Genomic DNA, 16174 nt, shown 5'->3' on the forward strand with positions numbered 1-16174 from the left:
ATTTTCGTTAATCTAACCAAAACGCAACATAATTTAGAATTTTACAATCAAACTAACAAAGTATCAGTCCAATAGAAAACATGAGCAAATCATTGCTAACCTGTTTTCATTATAGGTATGTAAAACAATGAAAAATTTACAGCGACACGGCTTAATAACCAGTTTATTTTTATTACAAATGATTTTAGTCACATCATCTTGTAGCGATAGTACAAGCATTCCAGCTTTACCAGACACTCCAGCAGATATTTCCTATAAATCACCTCCAGAAAGTAGTGAGCGAGACTGGTTAACTCGCCAAGAGTTAAATTTAACAATTCAATCAAAAGCATCTCCATACCACAATGATTACTTTATGCCTATAGGTGAAGAGAAAGCTGCGCTGCATCACTTTAACGGCTCACTATCTATTAAAGGAGGACAACTCATTGGTTTTCCAAATAACTACACTTATCTTATGCGCCAGTTTCCCGAAGTTGAAATAGCATTTGTTTCGCATAGTGGTTATTTGATTCCAAAAGAACGCGACATTATTATTACTGATCCGAACCAAACTTATTGGCGGATCATTTTATCACCCGGTAAAGTTTGGAGCGAAGAAGCTGATGGCAACATGTCACGCGCATCATTTCCTTTCATTTTAACAGAAACGGGGTGGAATTCTGCTTTAAATGGTTTGGCAACCTTTATATATGATGATAACCAAGTATCCAATATTAGAGTTCAAATTGTTCAACACACAGCACCTGGTATTAGAGGTGAAGCGGCAGCCACACTTGAACAAAGTTTTACACCAACGCCAAACTTTGACCCAGCCAAATTAATTAATGACTTTGAACAAGAACTCAATGAAAGGCTTGTTGTTGAAGAGTGGAATCAATTGACCGAACAATTCCCCGAGATTAACTGGGCATTATTTAACAGTGCTCTATCAGAAACAGATATTAGCGCATCAGGAATTTGGCTTAATAACAAACTTTATATCCAAGGTTGTAAAACTAGCTATGGCGATTATCCCTACTGTCGTTTCATGCGACATGGTATTTTTTCTGCGACAAAACCCGCAGCCGGCGGTTTAGCAATGAGTTACTTAGCCCAACGCTATGGAACAGAAATACTAGACTATTTGATTAAAGATTATGTAGATGTTTCTGCCAATCATAATGGTTGGGAGCAAGTCAGATTTATTGATGCGCTAAATATGGCTACCGGTATAGGAAACAACGATCATGATCCCAATTCAACTAACTCATCTGCCGACGAACATGGCCCCCTTACAGGGGAATGGAGTCGAGCATTAACAGCTCAAGAAAAACTTAATATTTCATTTCAACAATATGGTAATTATCCTTGGGGGCCAGGGGAAGTTTTCAGGTATAACACATCACATTACTTTATTTTATCCGCAGCAATGGATAATCTGGTTCGACAGCGCGAAGGAATTGGGCTGTGGCAATTATTAAAAGAAAATGTCTACGAACCGATAGGTATTCGCCACTCACCAATGATGCATACTACAGAACCAGATTTAAGCCGTGGCGTTGCAATTCTAGGTGTTGGCATGTACCCAACAATAGAAGATATGATAAAAATATCCAAGTTGTTTCACCAAAATGGATATTATAATGGTGAACAGCTCCTCGATGAACTAACTGTGCGCAAAGCTTTGTTTAGAACCAATGAACTCGGACTACCTTCTCATCAACATAATAATGCCGATGGACAAGGCAGATATTTAATGTCATTTTTTAGCGTTCCCTACAAAGCCAAACAAGGTTGCACAATACATGTACCATTATTAAGTGGTGCAGGTGGCAACCTGGTAACAATCCTGCCTAATGGAGTCATTGCCTTACGTTTTGCCGATGCTCAAAACTATGATGCACGATCAATGATAGAAGTCTCGGGCCAACTTTCTCCTTTATGTGAGTAAAGATTACCTGATTAATATAATATCGCTATCATTCTTTACGTTTTTAGCATAATAAATTTTATTTGAGCTGGGAGATACTGATAGGTGAAATACTCTATTATTATCCAATGTCTCAATTTCCACCACCTCATGTGAAGGTATTTTAACGCGCTTTAATAAAGTAGCGCCTTCTTTTACTTGCAGATAAGTAATACCGTCTTCAGTCATTACTAAACCTGAGTTTAATATTGATGGAAAATTTTCGACGACTTTAACTTCTTTCATATCATTAAAAGAGAGGTACCATAAACCTTGGGAAGTAGACTTAGTAAAGTAGAGTCCTTTACCATCTGGTGATTCTGCCCCCATGATACCACCATGCCTTGTTATCTGACGTTGCAGATTAGAAGTCAGATCGATATTCCATATTTGCTCCTCACCATTAATAATTCCATTAAAATAAATCGTTTTACCATCATTTGACCAATTAGGAAAATCAGAATATGTTTTACCCGTCTCTATCATAGTGACTTTTCGAGAGTAAACATCGAGCAAATGTAAACCGTTTCTTGCAAAAAATACGACTTTATTACCTTGTGGATTTGACTTAAGTGTCGTATTTCTAAAATCAAAAGGTTCATCGGTTAATTGCACCAATTGATTATCTTGCTGTTTTAGCCAAATTTGGGACTTTCCACTTCGCTCAGATACAAAGACAACACTATTCGTGCCATGAATATGACTGGGCATATAATCTCTACTTGATGACTCTATAAAATTTTTTTCAGGTGATAATGAATCATCTGAGTCAAAGCTTCTCGTATAAATATCAATCACATTTCTATAATGGGCAACTACCATCATATTTTTGTCAGAAGAAAAATCGAAGGAGCGATAACCAACACTGTTATTAATTAACGCTTTAACCTTGTTAGTTAATGAATATTGATAAAGGTTATTTTTAGAAATAAAAAATAATCTCTGATTCTTACGATCGATACGAGCATAATTAATTAAATCTGTATATTGATAGAGCTTTTGGATTTCCAGATTATTTAAATCAATTGAAAATAAGCTGTCATAGCTAAAAAAATGATCTCTAAAGAAAAGTAGTTTACGGCTTTCAAAATCAAAATCTAAAACACGATCCCCCTTTCCTTCTACTGGAGAACTCGTAAGCTGAGTTAACTGATTAGTAGCTGTATTAAACTGATATACTCGCTCTTTTCTAGACACTCTTTTATCAATAGCACTAAAAAGGAGTAAATTGTTTTCCGAATCCCATGCTAACCCCGTAATGAAAAAGTTTTCACAGTTGAACAGATTACTTTCTTCAATATTTTTAGTCTTCGTTACATCGAGCGCTATTTTGACAATTTGACACTTTGAATGTTCATTGTCAGACAATCGCATGCTAATTAGATAACGCCCATCATTTGACCATTTAGGAAGGTAATTATGTTCCTCTTTTTTTGTTAAAAGATAAGTGGTCGCTTGATCTATGGCTTGCACATAAATTCGTGAATACTTTTTGTTTGTATTTTGCTTCTGTTTAGTTGTATAAACAACAAAAAGACTATCGGGTGAAAACTCTGGTTCACTCTCAATACCAGCCAAAGATGAAAAAGCTGAAACTTTATGCGGAATTTGACTATTAGCAGGTTTAAATAAAAAATAGAAAAAAACGGCTATCAACAAAACCAATAATATAAAAACAATAAATATTTTAGTTCTAATACCACCTCTATTAACAGTCTCTTCAGGAGCAGACTCCATTATTTTGTGATTGACATCTGCAATCAACCGATAACCTTTTTTGGCTATTGTCTCAATATATCGTGGCTTATTTTTATCATCATCAAGCGCTTTACGAATTAACCCAATAACTCTTTGAATCGCGGTATTAGTCACATATGGACTATTCCAAACATTTTCAGCTATTTCTTGAACGGATATAACCTGCATAGGTCTTTCTAAAAAATAGACTAATAGAGCCATTGCTCTAGGAGTAATGGTTATATCCTGTTCATTGCATTGAATGAGGTTAAGGTCAGGTGTAATTACTTTGTTATTAAGCTGATAACAACTCGCTTTATTTTTTTGCATTGCGATATCATTTTTTAACCAAAAATCGATCTAGAGGAAATATGAGAAAGACTGCTCTTTTTATATCATATAATTAGCCATCTATAAACACGGTTTAACCAATTGACCACTAACTCAATCTGTAGCCCTTTATAGGCAGATGTATCAAAGATACAAAACATTCCAACTGTAAAAGTGCTCGTAGAGTAGCAATTAGCAACAAGCTTATACTGATACTCTCTATTAATTAACTAAGATTAGTTATATTTTTACTACAGAATACCTAGTTAACTGTAGCAATAATTCAAATAATAGTTATAGAAATTGATTAAGTTAATCAGTAAAATAGTTGATTATTCCGAATACCCTTATACCTAACAACACTAGTCTGGATATCTGATGAAAGTAATAAATAAAGAACAAGTACACCAAGTCCTTGATTTTCCCGCACTAATAAAACAATTAGATTCTGGTTTTGCAAAACCTTTTAAAATGCCTCAAAGGCAAGTTTTCTCGCTATCTGATAGTACAGCCAATCATGATGCCTTTGCCGTTTTACCTTCTTGGAATGAAGATGTCATTGGTGTAAAAGCCTTTACTTATTTTCCCGAAAATATGGCTAGCGGATACGAATCTCTTTATTCAAAAATTATGATGTTCGACCGTAAACATGGTGAACCTTTAGCATTAATAGATGGAACAAGTGTCACTTTTTGGCGTACAGCGGCAGTTTCCGCCTTGGCGAGTCGATACTTATCAAGGGAAGACTCAAAAACCTTATTATTTTGTGGAACCGGCAACCTTGCTTCTTTCATGATTAAAGCACATTCAAGCGTAAGACCTATCAATAAAGTATTATGTTGGGGTCGAAATACCAATAAGGTTAAACAACTGATAGCTCAACTACAAAAAGAGCTAGCTGAAATCGAGTTTGTTTCCGTTGACAACATTGAAAAAGCCTGCGAAACAGCCGATATAATTAGTTGTGCAACTGGCTCAGCCGAACCATTAATATTGGGAGAATGGGTTCGCCCTGGAACACATTGTGATTTAATCGGAAATCATTCTGCTGATCGTCGAGAGTGTGACTCATCTTTAGTCGTTAAATCCAGCGTTTATGTTGATAGTAGACTAAACGTATTAAGTGAAGCTGGAGAACTATTAATACCGATTGAAGAAGGCGTATTTGCCCCCAATATGGTCAAAGCTGAATTATCTGAGCTGTGTTCTAAACAAACTAGCGGTAGAGAAAGCCCAGAAGAAATTACCTTATTTAAGTCGGTGGGAACTGCGCTAAGCGATCTGCTGGCAGCCCATCTTGTTTTTCAAGCTACGAGTAAATAAAAAGCCAATCGACGATTGGCTTTTTAAACTACACTAACGACAAGTAAATTTAACTCAATATAAACTTAAATAATTCATAATATATTGAAATTAGTTTTTAGCCACTCGAGTCACTTCAACTTTCTTTTCAATAAATTTGTTGAGATGTCTCTGATTAGCTTTATTTCCTTCTTGTTGAACGAACTCGCTAATTGCAATACCATTGCAAGTGACTTCATTGGCTACATAATGGTTACTAAAACCACTATCTTTTATTGCTTTTACAAATTGTAATTTATTTCCATCTGCGGCAACCATACAAAGCCTTGTATATCGAGAATCATCAACAGCTTTATATTGCTTTTCGGCTGCACTAGCCGAACCTATAATGACTGTAGTTCCAATTAATGTAAGAAGTGTTTGTTTAATACGCATTGCAGTAATACCTCGCTCTGTTTGCTTGAGTTGTTATTATAATTATTAAGTGTTAACAAACTTTTTCAGAAACAGAGCTAAATGTTACAAGACGAATCTGTGTCACACTCTATTAACATCTTATGACGCATTAATCTTTTCTATTATTGGTGACAGAATTTAAATGAGGTAACCATAACGGCAATCGGATCAGAATGACAAAATATAACTAAAAGTCAACAGACTTACGCATTGTCTTTTTTTTGCCATGTTTAGTTTTACGATCAACTCTCTTAATTTGGGAAGACTTAGATGGCTTTGTTGACCTTCTCACTTTAGTCACTTTAACTGCTTGTTTTATTAAAGTGACTAATCGAGATAATGCATCTTGTTTATTTTTTTCTTGAGTTCTAAACTGTTGTGCTTTTATAACCAAAACACCCAGTCCATTAATTCGTTTATCCTTTAACTCTAATAAACGCTGCTTATAAAATGCAGGTAATGATGATGAATTTATATCAAAACGTAAATGTATTGCTGAAGATACTTTATTCACATTTTGCCCACCAGCCCCCTGCGCTCTAATCGCTTCAAAAGAAATATCATTAAGATTTAAAAATACTGTATTAGAAATTTTTAATTCTGCATCCATAGGGTTTATTAAAGGAGAAGTAATTGAATATTCAAATTAAATTTTAGGATAGCGTTCTGTATTTCATTAGTAAACTAATAACTTCATGCTCACTACTGGCAGCTTCTAAAGATTCATTTACTGTTCTTTTTTGAGGCAACTTAATACCTATTCTATACAGCGCTTCTTTAACCTGGATATCTGAATCTGGGTTAATATCTTTACCAACATAAATACATATTCGTTGAAGAATAAAGTTCTTATCCACCATTGTATATTCTACCTACCATTATTAATTATTTTGAATAAGTTATTTAGGGATGTCATATGAAAACCATTACATTAATAGCTGTGTTGTTCAAAAGTATATTGATTATAGCATTAAACCTTTCAATATAAGAATAACAGCTATCTAACTTACATAAGATTATCATAGCGTACTACTATCATAAAACCTTATATTTAATCGCCAGGCTAATCTATTATGAAAGAATACTCTTTAAGTAATTTTCAAGATTACTATTATATTGGCTTTTTGAAAACCAGCCTGCGGGTTTAAGTGGATATAATTCACGAACTAAAGGCACAGTAAGCTTTAAGGTCTGTTCATCATCAGAAATATCGGTTAATGCACAAAACTCACAATCAGCAATACATCGATCTAACTTATTTAAAACCGAGTTAAGATGTAATTCTGTTTTTATTGATTTGAATTGAGATAAAGCCTCATCTTTTGCTGCTTGCTGTCGACTTTTTAGAGAAGCGACTTTTAAATTAGCTGATATTTTCTTAGATGATGATGATATCAACTTATTAACCACATTAGGTAAAAATGAAGCACCAATAATAGCCACACCTGTCACAGGATTAATAAGACATGCAATTCCACCTACCACAAAAAGACCTTTGGTAATTTTCTCATTATTTTCATCAACTTTATCAGCTAATTCATCAAGTACCTCAGACGAAGCTAGTTTTAAATCACTCTCTTTTAAGTTTTTAAGCTTCAATTTCTTTAGCAATGCACTTTTTATAATATTGACACTCTCAATATTAGGCACTTCAAAAATACGTCTTTTAGTCAACTTTGCACAATCATAATCCCCACAAGGAAGAACTCGATGTGTTTGTATAATATATGTACCGGGTGAGTCATGATCAGGAAAAAGAAAATAGTAAGTTGTATCATATTGATATTCTGTAGAACTAACAGTAAAAAGTTGTTTTATTTTAATTTCATTAAAACCAGAGATTATTTGCGAAGCTTTATTGCTAACAGTTTCAGTACCGCTAGTTAATTGCTCTTTTATTTTAGATGACCACGTTTTTATTTTTTGACTAACCATTTTCTTTCTATTGTCTCAATGTCTCAAAATTTATTAGTTTGCATTCATACAAACAATTACCAATCTAGCATATTTTTAGTTGCTCACGAAGAGTTAATAACTTAATGCTTACCCCATTTAGCAAGAAAATTAGCTTAGCCTTAAATCAACTTACTGATCTCTGTCAATAAGCGACTAACTTTGCCTAGCTTATAATTCGCCCCTTTTTGTCAGATAAAACTAATAATTCAATGTTAAAACCTGAACTGCTTTCTCCTGCTGGCTCTCTAAAACACATGAACTACGCTTTTGCTTATGGTGCAGATGCTGTTTATGCAGGACTTCCACGCTATAGCCTTAGAGTGCGCAATAATAGCTTTAATCTAGAAAACTTGGCTATAGGTATCAACCAAGCCAAAAGTTTAAACAAACTGTTTTTTGTGGCTGCGAACATTGCACCACACAACGCAAAAGTTAAAACCTTTCTTAAGGATATTGCCCCCATTATTGCTATGCGCCCTTCGGCATTGATTATGTCAGATCCTGGTTTAATAATGTTGGTACGTGAAAAATGGCCAGAAACAATCATTCATTTATCCGTTCAAATGAATACAGTTAATTATGCAGCCGTTAAATTCTGGCAGTCACTAGGAATAAAGCGAGTGATACTCTCTCGGGAGCTATCATTAGAAGAAGTAGCAGAAATTCGACAACAATGCCCGGATATTGAGTTAGAAGTATTTGTACACGGTGCACTCTGTATAGCTTACTCTGGCCGTTGTTTGTTATCTGGATACTTCAATCACCGAGATCCCAATCAAGGAACTTGCACTAATGCCTGTCGGTGGGGCTATAAAGTTCATGAAGCGAAACAAAATGATAGTGGGGATATTCAGCAATATCAACCTCAAATAGGGTTGGGCAAAACCACCGATAAACTGGTTTTATTAGAAGAAAATAAGCGCCCGGGTGAATATATGCCAATGTACGAAGATGAGCATGGCACTTATATCTTCAATTCAAAAGATTTACGCGCTATTCAACACGTTGCCAAATTGGTGGAGTTAGGTATCGATTGTCTAAAAATAGAAGGACGTACAAAATCTCATTTTTATGCAGCACGCACAGCTCAAGTGTACCGTCAAGCAATTGATGATGCAGTTGCAGGTAAAGCTTTTGATCGTTCCTTAATGGATATACTTGAAGGTATGGCCAATCGAGGCTACACCGAAGGCTTTTTTCGTCGTCATGTTCATGATGACTATCAAAACTACTTAACTGGCAGCCCAGAGCGACATGAACAACTGTTCGTTGGAGAGGTATTAGAAAGAAAAGATAATCAGATTTTAATTGATGTAAAAAACCGGTTTCAAATCGAAGATAAATTAATATTAATGTCGCCTCAAGGCGAGCAGCTTATAACACTTTCTGAAATGACCGATCGTCATGGTCAACCAATAACTGTCGCTCCTGGCTCAGGCCATCAAGTCTGGATTAAGTGTCCCGATGAATACCAAAGCGAGATGGGACTAGTTGTAAAAAAGACTACTTCAACTTAGAACAGTTATCATATTATTAGATGCAAACTCAGGGGGATGAACTCCCCCTTCTATTTGCTATAGTTTATAAGTTAGCATCAACCAAGTTTTTTCTCTAGATGAATAGAGAACATTATCGCTGCTAAAGTCAGCATATTTGAATAAAACCGATAGGTTTTTATTGATCTTTTTAGCGACAGAAAAGTCTATTTCAGTTCCAAGATCAGAGCCATTTTCATCAGTTGAAAAATTGTGATAAACCACTTTAAAATTAAACCCATTTACTTTATATGTGCCATCAATATATAAATCTTCAATCCCGCTAACAGGAGTTCCTAAAAATACATCTGCCCATCCTTGAAACTTATGTAAAGTCGCTAATGAAGTCGTAAATCCTTGTCCACCAGAGGTATCTCCCCCCAAAACCTCATAACCAGCACCAATAGAGAAGTTATCTTGCTGATACGCACCCGAAAGTAAATAGTAATCGGCACTATAGTTATTAGGATTATCGCCCGTTTCAGACTGTGAAGCATATTCTAGTGTATAGGCGAAATCCCCCGCTTTTCCGGCAAAGCGTATTCCCAGTGTATTGTTAGATAAAGCGAATGCATCTTCATTGTCAACTGAGAAATAATAAGCTGATAACTGACCTAAATCTAATTGATAGTCAGCATTAATTAAGTGCGTATTGTGCTTGTGATCACCTGCGTTAACAGCCTCACCAAAAATACGGTTCACATTAAAGACATAAGCATAATTTAAAGATAACTTATCGGTTGGCTTGCTTTTTATAGTAAAACTATCATAGGTTTGTTCATTTTGTCGCCAACCAACACCACCAATGAAACGTTGATTTCCCACTAAAATTCTTTGACGGCCATAGCCAAATTTAGCTATATCGCCATTGTATCGTATAAAAGCCTGGTTAACTTCTGTTCCTTCAGGATCAGCAACAACTGGAAATTGCCCTCTGTCGGGCGTATTTCCTTGGCCAGCATTAAAGTCATTCATACCTATCTCAGTAACATCATCAAACTCTAACACCGAATCAAACTTAGAATTCCATTGTGTCTTAATCGTGGCTCTAGTTCTCATCGTTGAAGCATTAGCCTCTTCAACAATATTTTCTTGATCGACTAGTTCTATTCGGTAACGAAAACTTAAGTCAATAGTGCTACTGATGTCTGTATTATCACTTGCATATATACCCGTTGAAGTAGCCGCTAATACACAAGCCGTGACTAAGTTTTTTTTGAATTGATTACTCATATTGCATCCCCTTAGAAGGATAAAGAGGCCAGTAAGCCTGAAGTTATTGTCTTGTACCTTCGAAGTACGTGGCTAATGTATACTTATTCTATGATTTGTCTTTGATCCACATCAACAATAAATTCTCTATTTTCAATAAAATAGCCATGATGTAATTAAGGTTTTAAAACAATGGACATTAAATTGATCGCTTAATCTAAATTGTTTGTTTCAGCATTTTTGATATTGTAACATAGACCTTAATATGAACAATGAACTCATCAGTCATTCAATTGTGCTATATTATATAACTTAATGAACGATGAAAAATTAACAACTCCGAGCTTTGCTTAACTAAGTTTTGGCTTATGGTTTGTTCTTTTATAAACAAGAAATATAAACCATAAAAAAGATACGTTTGCATGGCCGCAGTTTACACTGCCAGGGTTAATTGAGAAATTGGTTAACCTCCCGTGTTTGGAAAGGAGAAAAAATTGAATAACCAGCTAACCGACTCTTTAGGTCGCGAATTTCCGTATATCAGACTATCACTGACAGATATCTGCAACTTTTCATGTAGCTACTGTTTACCCGATGGTTATCAATGTGAATCGAACAAAGAGTTTCTTTCAATAAAAGAAATCAAAAATTTAATCACTGCATTTGCAGAACTAGGCGTTTGGAAAATTAGGTTAACTGGCGGAGAACCAACTATTCGTAAGGATTTTTTGAGTATTATTAAAACAATCAAATCAATCCAAGGAATTCGTCAAATTGCAATGACTACCAATGGCTACAAACTCAAGCAAAGAGTTAAAAGCTGGGTATCTGCTGGATTAACCCATCTTAACATTAGTGTTGATAGCCTAGATCCAAAACTGTTTCATAGCCTCACAGGTCATAACCGTCTACAAGAAATACTAGAAGGCATAAATCTAGCACAGCAGTTACCCATTAAACGAATTAAACTCAATGCGGTCTTACTTAAAAATGTTAACTCCCACCAATTTCATCAGTATGAAACATTATTGAAAAATAACCGTATCAGCATGCGATTTATAGAACTGATGCAAACAGGCGATAACCAAAAATATTTTGACCAATATCATGTACCAGCTAATGAACTTAAAACGCATCTCTTATCAAATGGTTGGACAGAAAAGCTAAAAGAAGTAGGTTCTGGTCCAGCGATAGAATATATCCATCCCGATTACAATGGTAGTTTTGGTGTTATTGCTCCTTATGCAAAGGACTTTTGTGATAGTTGCAATAGATTACGAGTTTCATCTACAGGTGACTTTCATTTATGCTTATTTGGTGAACACGGTTTTAGTGTTAGGCATTTATTACAAAGTGAAAACCAAAAAGCAGAACTCAAACAAACTCTCTGTCAGTTACTTGGCCGTAAAAGAAAACAACATTTCTTGCACGATGGTAATTCTGGTGGAACGCCTAACTTAGCATCAGTCGGTGGATGATAATGAACGATAATAAACAAAAAGTTTACACACAAAATTATATGATTAATTTTGATGATGCAATTGATTTGATTATAAAAAACGCTCAACTGATTGATGTTGAATCAGTTAATATAGATGATTCATTAGGACGTGTACTTAGCCAGTCATTGAATGCCAAAGCGGCAATACCTGCATTTAATAATTCAGCAATGGATGGATATGCAGTCAATTTTAGCGACTTAAGTTCAGCTACTCCCGATACCCCTATCAGTTTAGAATTAGTAGGGTTAACAGCCGCAGGTGATGTACAAAGCTCACTTGGTCACACTCAAGGTAAGGCTTGGAAAATTATGACTGGAGCCCCTGTTCCTTCAGGATTTGATGCAATTATTCCAGTTGAAAACACACAGCTTAATAATAATTCTCTACTTTGTTTTGACTCACCTAAAAAAAATGCACATATCAGAAAATCAGGAGAAGACTTTACTTTAAATGAATTTATTTCAGATGCAAACAAAGTTATTAATGCTAATATGATTATGGCACTAGCAGCACAAGGCTTTGGGCAAATTAATGTGTATAAAAAAGTAAACATCGCAATATTTTCTACAGGCAAAGAGTTAGTAGATGATCCTGAGGCGCCTCTAAAAGAAGGTCAAATTAGGAACTCCAACAAACCTTTTATCAATAACTGGTTGAAGGATTTACCGGTTAATATAATTGATGCAGGTACAAACTACGATAATGTAGCAAAGTTTGAACAAGACTTGTCCGCACAACTAGAGAAAGGCACTCAAATTATTATCAGTAGCGGTGCAGTTTCAATGGGAGATTTTGACTTTATTCCACAAACAATAAAAAAACTCGGCGGTGAAATTATTTTTCACAAAGTAAAAATAAAACCAGGAAAACCAATATTGTTTGCTAAATTTCCTAATGGTAGTTTTTACTTTGGTCTACCAGGCAATCCAATTTCAGCGGCTATAGGACTCCGTTTTTTTGTGACGACACTCATTCGAAATTTACTCGGTCTAAAGCAAGAACCCCCATTAACGGCTATTTCAACATCCGATTTCACCAAAAAGCCAGGATTTCGTTCAATACTAAAGGCGCATGTTCAAATTAATTCACAAGCCCAATTACAAGTGCGTATTTTAGAAGGACAAGAGTCATTCAAAATCAAGCCATTAATCCACGCCAATGGCTGGGCTATTATTAACGAAAGTGACTCCCATTTATCTGTAGACGAACTTATTAGCTTTTATCCTAATTCACTTTATTGGAAAGAGTAAAACGATGTATATTCGAATCCAAAACCAAAGTATTCGGTATCGAATAAGCAGAGATGAGGCAGCTATGCTGCTTAATGGTCAGCGATTAGAAGACAAGCTAAATCTATCAAGCCTGTTAGCTCTTACTTATTCGATTGACAATACCAGCTCTCAAAGTTCATTTAATTTTATTGACGACTCTAAAGAATTACATTTAAAGATAAATATTGATGTACTAAAAGCAGAGCTAGAAGATCGACCGAGTAAACAAGGAATAATGCTAGCATCAAAAAACTCATCAACAACACCTGATGTTTACTTAGAAATTGACTTAAAGAAAAATTCAAAAAAACTAATCAATTATTGAAATAGTTAATCAATATAATCTGATGAATAATTTAAATTTTTAAATAAAGCTTCATCTATATTTAAGTCAATCGCCTGCGCATTTAATAGCGTTAATAAATCTCTTACTCTTAGCTGCTTATTGTCAAGAAAATCAACGAGTTCTTGTAAACATTGTTTAGCGATTAACAACGACAAATAATGCTCTCTAACTTGTGTTTTTAAATAATAAGCTTTACTCAGTTGAGTCGTAGTACTCGAACGACAAAGCTGCGAAATTAGGTTTTTGGGTAAAAAAGGAATATCGACCGCCTGAACATATAACCAGTTTGTTTTACATATACTTAACCCTGACTCAATGCCAGCTAGCGGTCCTAAATAACCATCACGCTTATCTGTAACAACATTGACGCCATAAGATTGGTAGGTTGGTATATTTTGGTTGGCAGATATAATAATCTCGTTGACTTGAGGTAAAAACCAATCCAACTGCCTGTCAATTAAGCGAGTACCTTTAAAAGTCATTAAGCCTTTATCTCTGTTATCAATTCGCTTTCCTTGCCCACCCGCTAAAATTAAACCTGTAATTTCTGATGAAGAGATTTTTTGATTACTAATATTCACTTATATCTCATAATTAATAACTTAACTGGCACATTGCTACCAGACCATTTGGTCAATTTGATTCAGATCAAATTGCGTATCGACGATAACTGTCAAACTAAACAGACTACTAAAAATTCATTTTACACCATACAAAGCAATAAATCATTTATCACCAACTAACTATCATTGGAATAAATAGTGACTAAATATACGAGAGAAGTAGAACAACAATTGAAACCTCTCAAAGAACTGTCAGCCGAATGGCATTTACAGAATAACTCTGACTGCACGCAGTACAGTTTACAAAAATTATTAACATCTATATTAACGAGTGATCGACTACCAGAAATATTCTCCATACTTAGTAAGGTTATTACTCAACCAACCTCCCAGCTAGATAATATGGTTGTGAGATGCCAAGCGGCTAAACAACTCACCGAGTCATTAGGTTTTAACACTAACCCCCAACATACTCCATGTGTTTTTGGAAGTTTATTGAATAATCGAATAGAGGCCAATTACGAGTGCTTAACAAGCTTTAGGTCAATCAAATATTATCCAATAGCTCTCATTGAAGCCATGAAAGAAATGAACATAGAAGTCACTATTGAAAGTCATATCTTACGTAATCCTCTTGAATATACACTTTGGGAGTTAACCAACTTATCAATTGATCACATACTCCTTTTAAGAAAATTAATTTTCAAAAAAATAAAATTAAAATTAGGTAATGATATTTTAGATAACTATGTAAAACTAGTAGAAAAAAATCGTTTAGAAACAATGGGAACAGCAGGTTTTTTTGCTGAACATTGGAAACTTCACCAACCCGTTGTTTTAGTCTCATCAAGTGCGTACTCCTTTTGGAGTAAGGCTATGAGACAGTTTGGTTTTGGTAGTGCTTCACTGATAAAAGTGGCAACAGACAAAAATGTTAAAATAGATCTCAATGAGCTAGAGAGAATTTTAGTCAAATTACATTTACAAAACATACCTGTTTTAGCGGTTATCGGTACTTTAGGTACATCGGAGTTTGGCAGTATTGATCCGATCCATTCAATTATTAAATTACAACAACAATTTTCCCAACAAGGATTAAATTTTTATACTCATATCGATGCATCAAATGCTACTTATTTTACAACTTTATTTAAAGACGAAAATAACCAACCTCTAACATATGAGTTACTTAAAAAAGATTATACTTATTTTCCTTCTAGAAATGTTTACCAATCTTTTCAATCTCTCAACTTAACAGATAGCATTACCGCAGCTCTTCCCTCGCAAGACAATTATTTACCAGGCGCAGGCTGCTTTATTCTCAACAATAGAAACGCTATGAAAATACTCAATAGCTCTGCATATAACTCAACTAATCAAATTAACGAGCCCAACAAACACCCTATAAATAATGATTTTATTAGTGATTCCTGTTCTGAAAGATGTCCAACAGAGGCATATTTAAATCATAAATATAAGCCTTTGAATACAAATAAATTTAAAAAATCTGCCAAACAATGGCTAGTTGCAACAGAGTATTTTTATAAAAAAATAACTCGCCTTAAAGACAAACTTAACCAACTCGTTAATATTTATTTACCATTTAAGCCTGAAACTAATGTGCTTGTAATGATTATTAACCCTGTTAATAATCATTCATTATCACAAATGAATGATTTTTTAAAACGCATACAAAATACTTTGAGTGGTTATACTAAATCCTCATTATATGTAGACTTATTTAATAGTACTATTGCGCCGCTTGATATCCATGACTTAGCACAATCAGAAAAAGTCAATTTTTTTAATAATCTACAATTCACAACTCAAGATACTGGCAATACAACCAATCAGAAAATACTTTTACTAAAATACACTTTCGCTTCACCTTATTTTTTAACAAAAAAAGAGAATATTAAAAGTTTAGATATTTATTGTGATTTTTTAGAAAATGCCATAAAGGAAAGGCTTAACTTTGATAGTTAAGCTTATGAAAGGTAATAACTCATCAAA

Annotated in this window: 14 protein-coding genes and 1 riboswitch; of the genes, 7 read left to right on the top strand and 7 right to left on the bottom strand. The window is 34.6% G+C overall.

Annotation, left to right across the window (positions count from 1 at the left end):
- Nucleotides 1–127: 127 nt before the first annotated feature.
- On the top strand, nucleotides 128–1933 hold the full coding sequence (locus ACT5E3_RS13430; protein ID WP_444994053.1) for a serine hydrolase: 1806 nt from the start codon (nucleotides 128–130) through the stop codon (nucleotides 1931–1933).
- A 3-nt stretch (nucleotides 1934–1936) separates the two neighbouring features.
- Here ACT5E3_RS13430 and ACT5E3_RS13435 read toward each other — a convergent pair whose 3' ends face one another.
- Nucleotides 1937–4018: a winged helix-turn-helix domain-containing protein gene (locus ACT5E3_RS13435; RefSeq protein WP_444994054.1), complete on the bottom strand. Its 2082-nt coding sequence runs from the start codon at nucleotides 4016–4018 to the stop codon at nucleotides 1937–1939.
- 378 nt (nucleotides 4019–4396) lie between these two features.
- On the opposite strand from ACT5E3_RS13435, the gene ACT5E3_RS13440 reads away from it, so the two are divergent.
- Nucleotides 4397–5341 carry an ornithine cyclodeaminase family protein gene (locus ACT5E3_RS13440; protein ID WP_444994055.1) on the top strand — a complete coding sequence of 315 codons (945 nt, stop codon included), beginning with the start codon at nucleotides 4397–4399 and terminating at the stop codon, nucleotides 5339–5341.
- Nucleotides 5342–5431: 90 nt separating this feature from the next.
- Here the strand turns inward: ACT5E3_RS13440 and ACT5E3_RS13445 are convergent, their stop codons facing one another.
- From ACT5E3_RS13445 to ACT5E3_RS13460, 4 genes are all read right to left on the bottom strand, one after another.
- Nucleotides 5432–5755, bottom strand: a complete 324-nt coding sequence (locus ACT5E3_RS13445) for a DUF3718 domain-containing protein (protein WP_444994056.1) — start codon at nucleotides 5753–5755, stop codon at nucleotides 5432–5434.
- Nucleotides 5756–5963: 208 nt separating this feature from the next.
- Complete coding sequence (gene arfB / locus ACT5E3_RS13450; protein WP_444994057.1) at nucleotides 5964–6386, bottom strand: alternative ribosome rescue aminoacyl-tRNA hydrolase ArfB; 423 nt, start codon at nucleotides 6384–6386, stop codon at nucleotides 5964–5966.
- A gap of 43 nt (nucleotides 6387–6429) precedes the next feature.
- Nucleotides 6430–6636: a hypothetical protein gene (locus ACT5E3_RS13455; protein ID WP_444994058.1), complete on the bottom strand. Its 207-nt coding sequence runs from the start codon at nucleotides 6634–6636 to the stop codon at nucleotides 6430–6432.
- Between the two features lie 211 nt (nucleotides 6637–6847).
- The gene (locus ACT5E3_RS13460) at nucleotides 6848–7711 is read right to left on the bottom strand and encodes a hypothetical protein (RefSeq protein WP_444994059.1); all 864 of its coding nucleotides are present in this window, start codon (nucleotides 7709–7711) and stop codon (nucleotides 6848–6850) included.
- Between the two features lie 230 nt (nucleotides 7712–7941).
- On the opposite strand from ACT5E3_RS13460, the gene trhP reads away from it, so the two are divergent.
- A complete protein-coding gene (gene trhP, locus ACT5E3_RS13465) occupies nucleotides 7942–9249 on the top strand; it encodes a prephenate-dependent tRNA uridine(34) hydroxylase TrhP (RefSeq protein WP_444994060.1) in 1308 nt (435 codons plus the stop codon).
- A gap of 57 nt (nucleotides 9250–9306) precedes the next feature.
- On the opposite strand, the gene ACT5E3_RS13470 is transcribed toward trhP, so the two are convergent.
- Nucleotides 9307–10500, bottom strand: a complete 1194-nt coding sequence (locus tag ACT5E3_RS13470) for an alginate export family protein (RefSeq protein WP_444994061.1) — start codon at nucleotides 10498–10500, stop codon at nucleotides 9307–9309.
- A 304-nt stretch (nucleotides 10501–10804) separates the two neighbouring features.
- Nucleotides 10805–10981: riboswitch (molybdenum cofactor riboswitch) on the top strand.
- Between ACT5E3_RS13470 and moaA the strand changes: the two genes are divergently transcribed.
- The 3 genes from moaA (at nucleotide 10974) to ACT5E3_RS13485 (ending at nucleotide 13577) form a co-directional block, all read left to right on the top strand.
- A complete protein-coding gene (gene moaA, locus ACT5E3_RS13475) occupies nucleotides 10974–11957 on the top strand; it encodes a GTP 3',8-cyclase MoaA (RefSeq protein ID WP_444994062.1) in 984 nt (327 codons plus the stop codon). Its footprint overlaps the riboswitch before it by 8 nt.
- Before the next feature lie 2 nt (nucleotides 11958–11959).
- Nucleotides 11960–13231, top strand: a complete 1272-nt coding sequence (locus ACT5E3_RS13480) for a molybdopterin molybdotransferase MoeA (RefSeq protein ID WP_444994063.1) — start codon at nucleotides 11960–11962, stop codon at nucleotides 13229–13231.
- Between the two features lie 4 nt (nucleotides 13232–13235).
- Complete coding sequence (locus ACT5E3_RS13485; RefSeq protein WP_444994064.1) at nucleotides 13236–13577, top strand: DUF7009 family protein; 342 nt, start codon at nucleotides 13236–13238, stop codon at nucleotides 13575–13577.
- 5 nt (nucleotides 13578–13582) lie between these two features.
- On the opposite strand, the gene mobA is transcribed toward ACT5E3_RS13485, so the two are convergent.
- Complete coding sequence (gene mobA / locus ACT5E3_RS13490; RefSeq protein ID WP_444994065.1) at nucleotides 13583–14179, bottom strand: molybdenum cofactor guanylyltransferase; 597 nt, start codon at nucleotides 14177–14179, stop codon at nucleotides 13583–13585.
- A gap of 180 nt (nucleotides 14180–14359) precedes the next feature.
- On the opposite strand from mobA, the gene ACT5E3_RS13495 reads away from it, so the two are divergent.
- Nucleotides 14360–16147 (top strand): hypothetical protein, encoded by a 1788-nt coding sequence (locus tag ACT5E3_RS13495; protein WP_444994066.1) that lies wholly within the window; start codon nucleotides 14360–14362, stop codon nucleotides 16145–16147.
- The last annotated feature ends 27 nt before the right edge of the window (nucleotides 16148–16174 follow it).

It is taken from the genome of Aliikangiella litoralis (assembly GCF_052495765.1).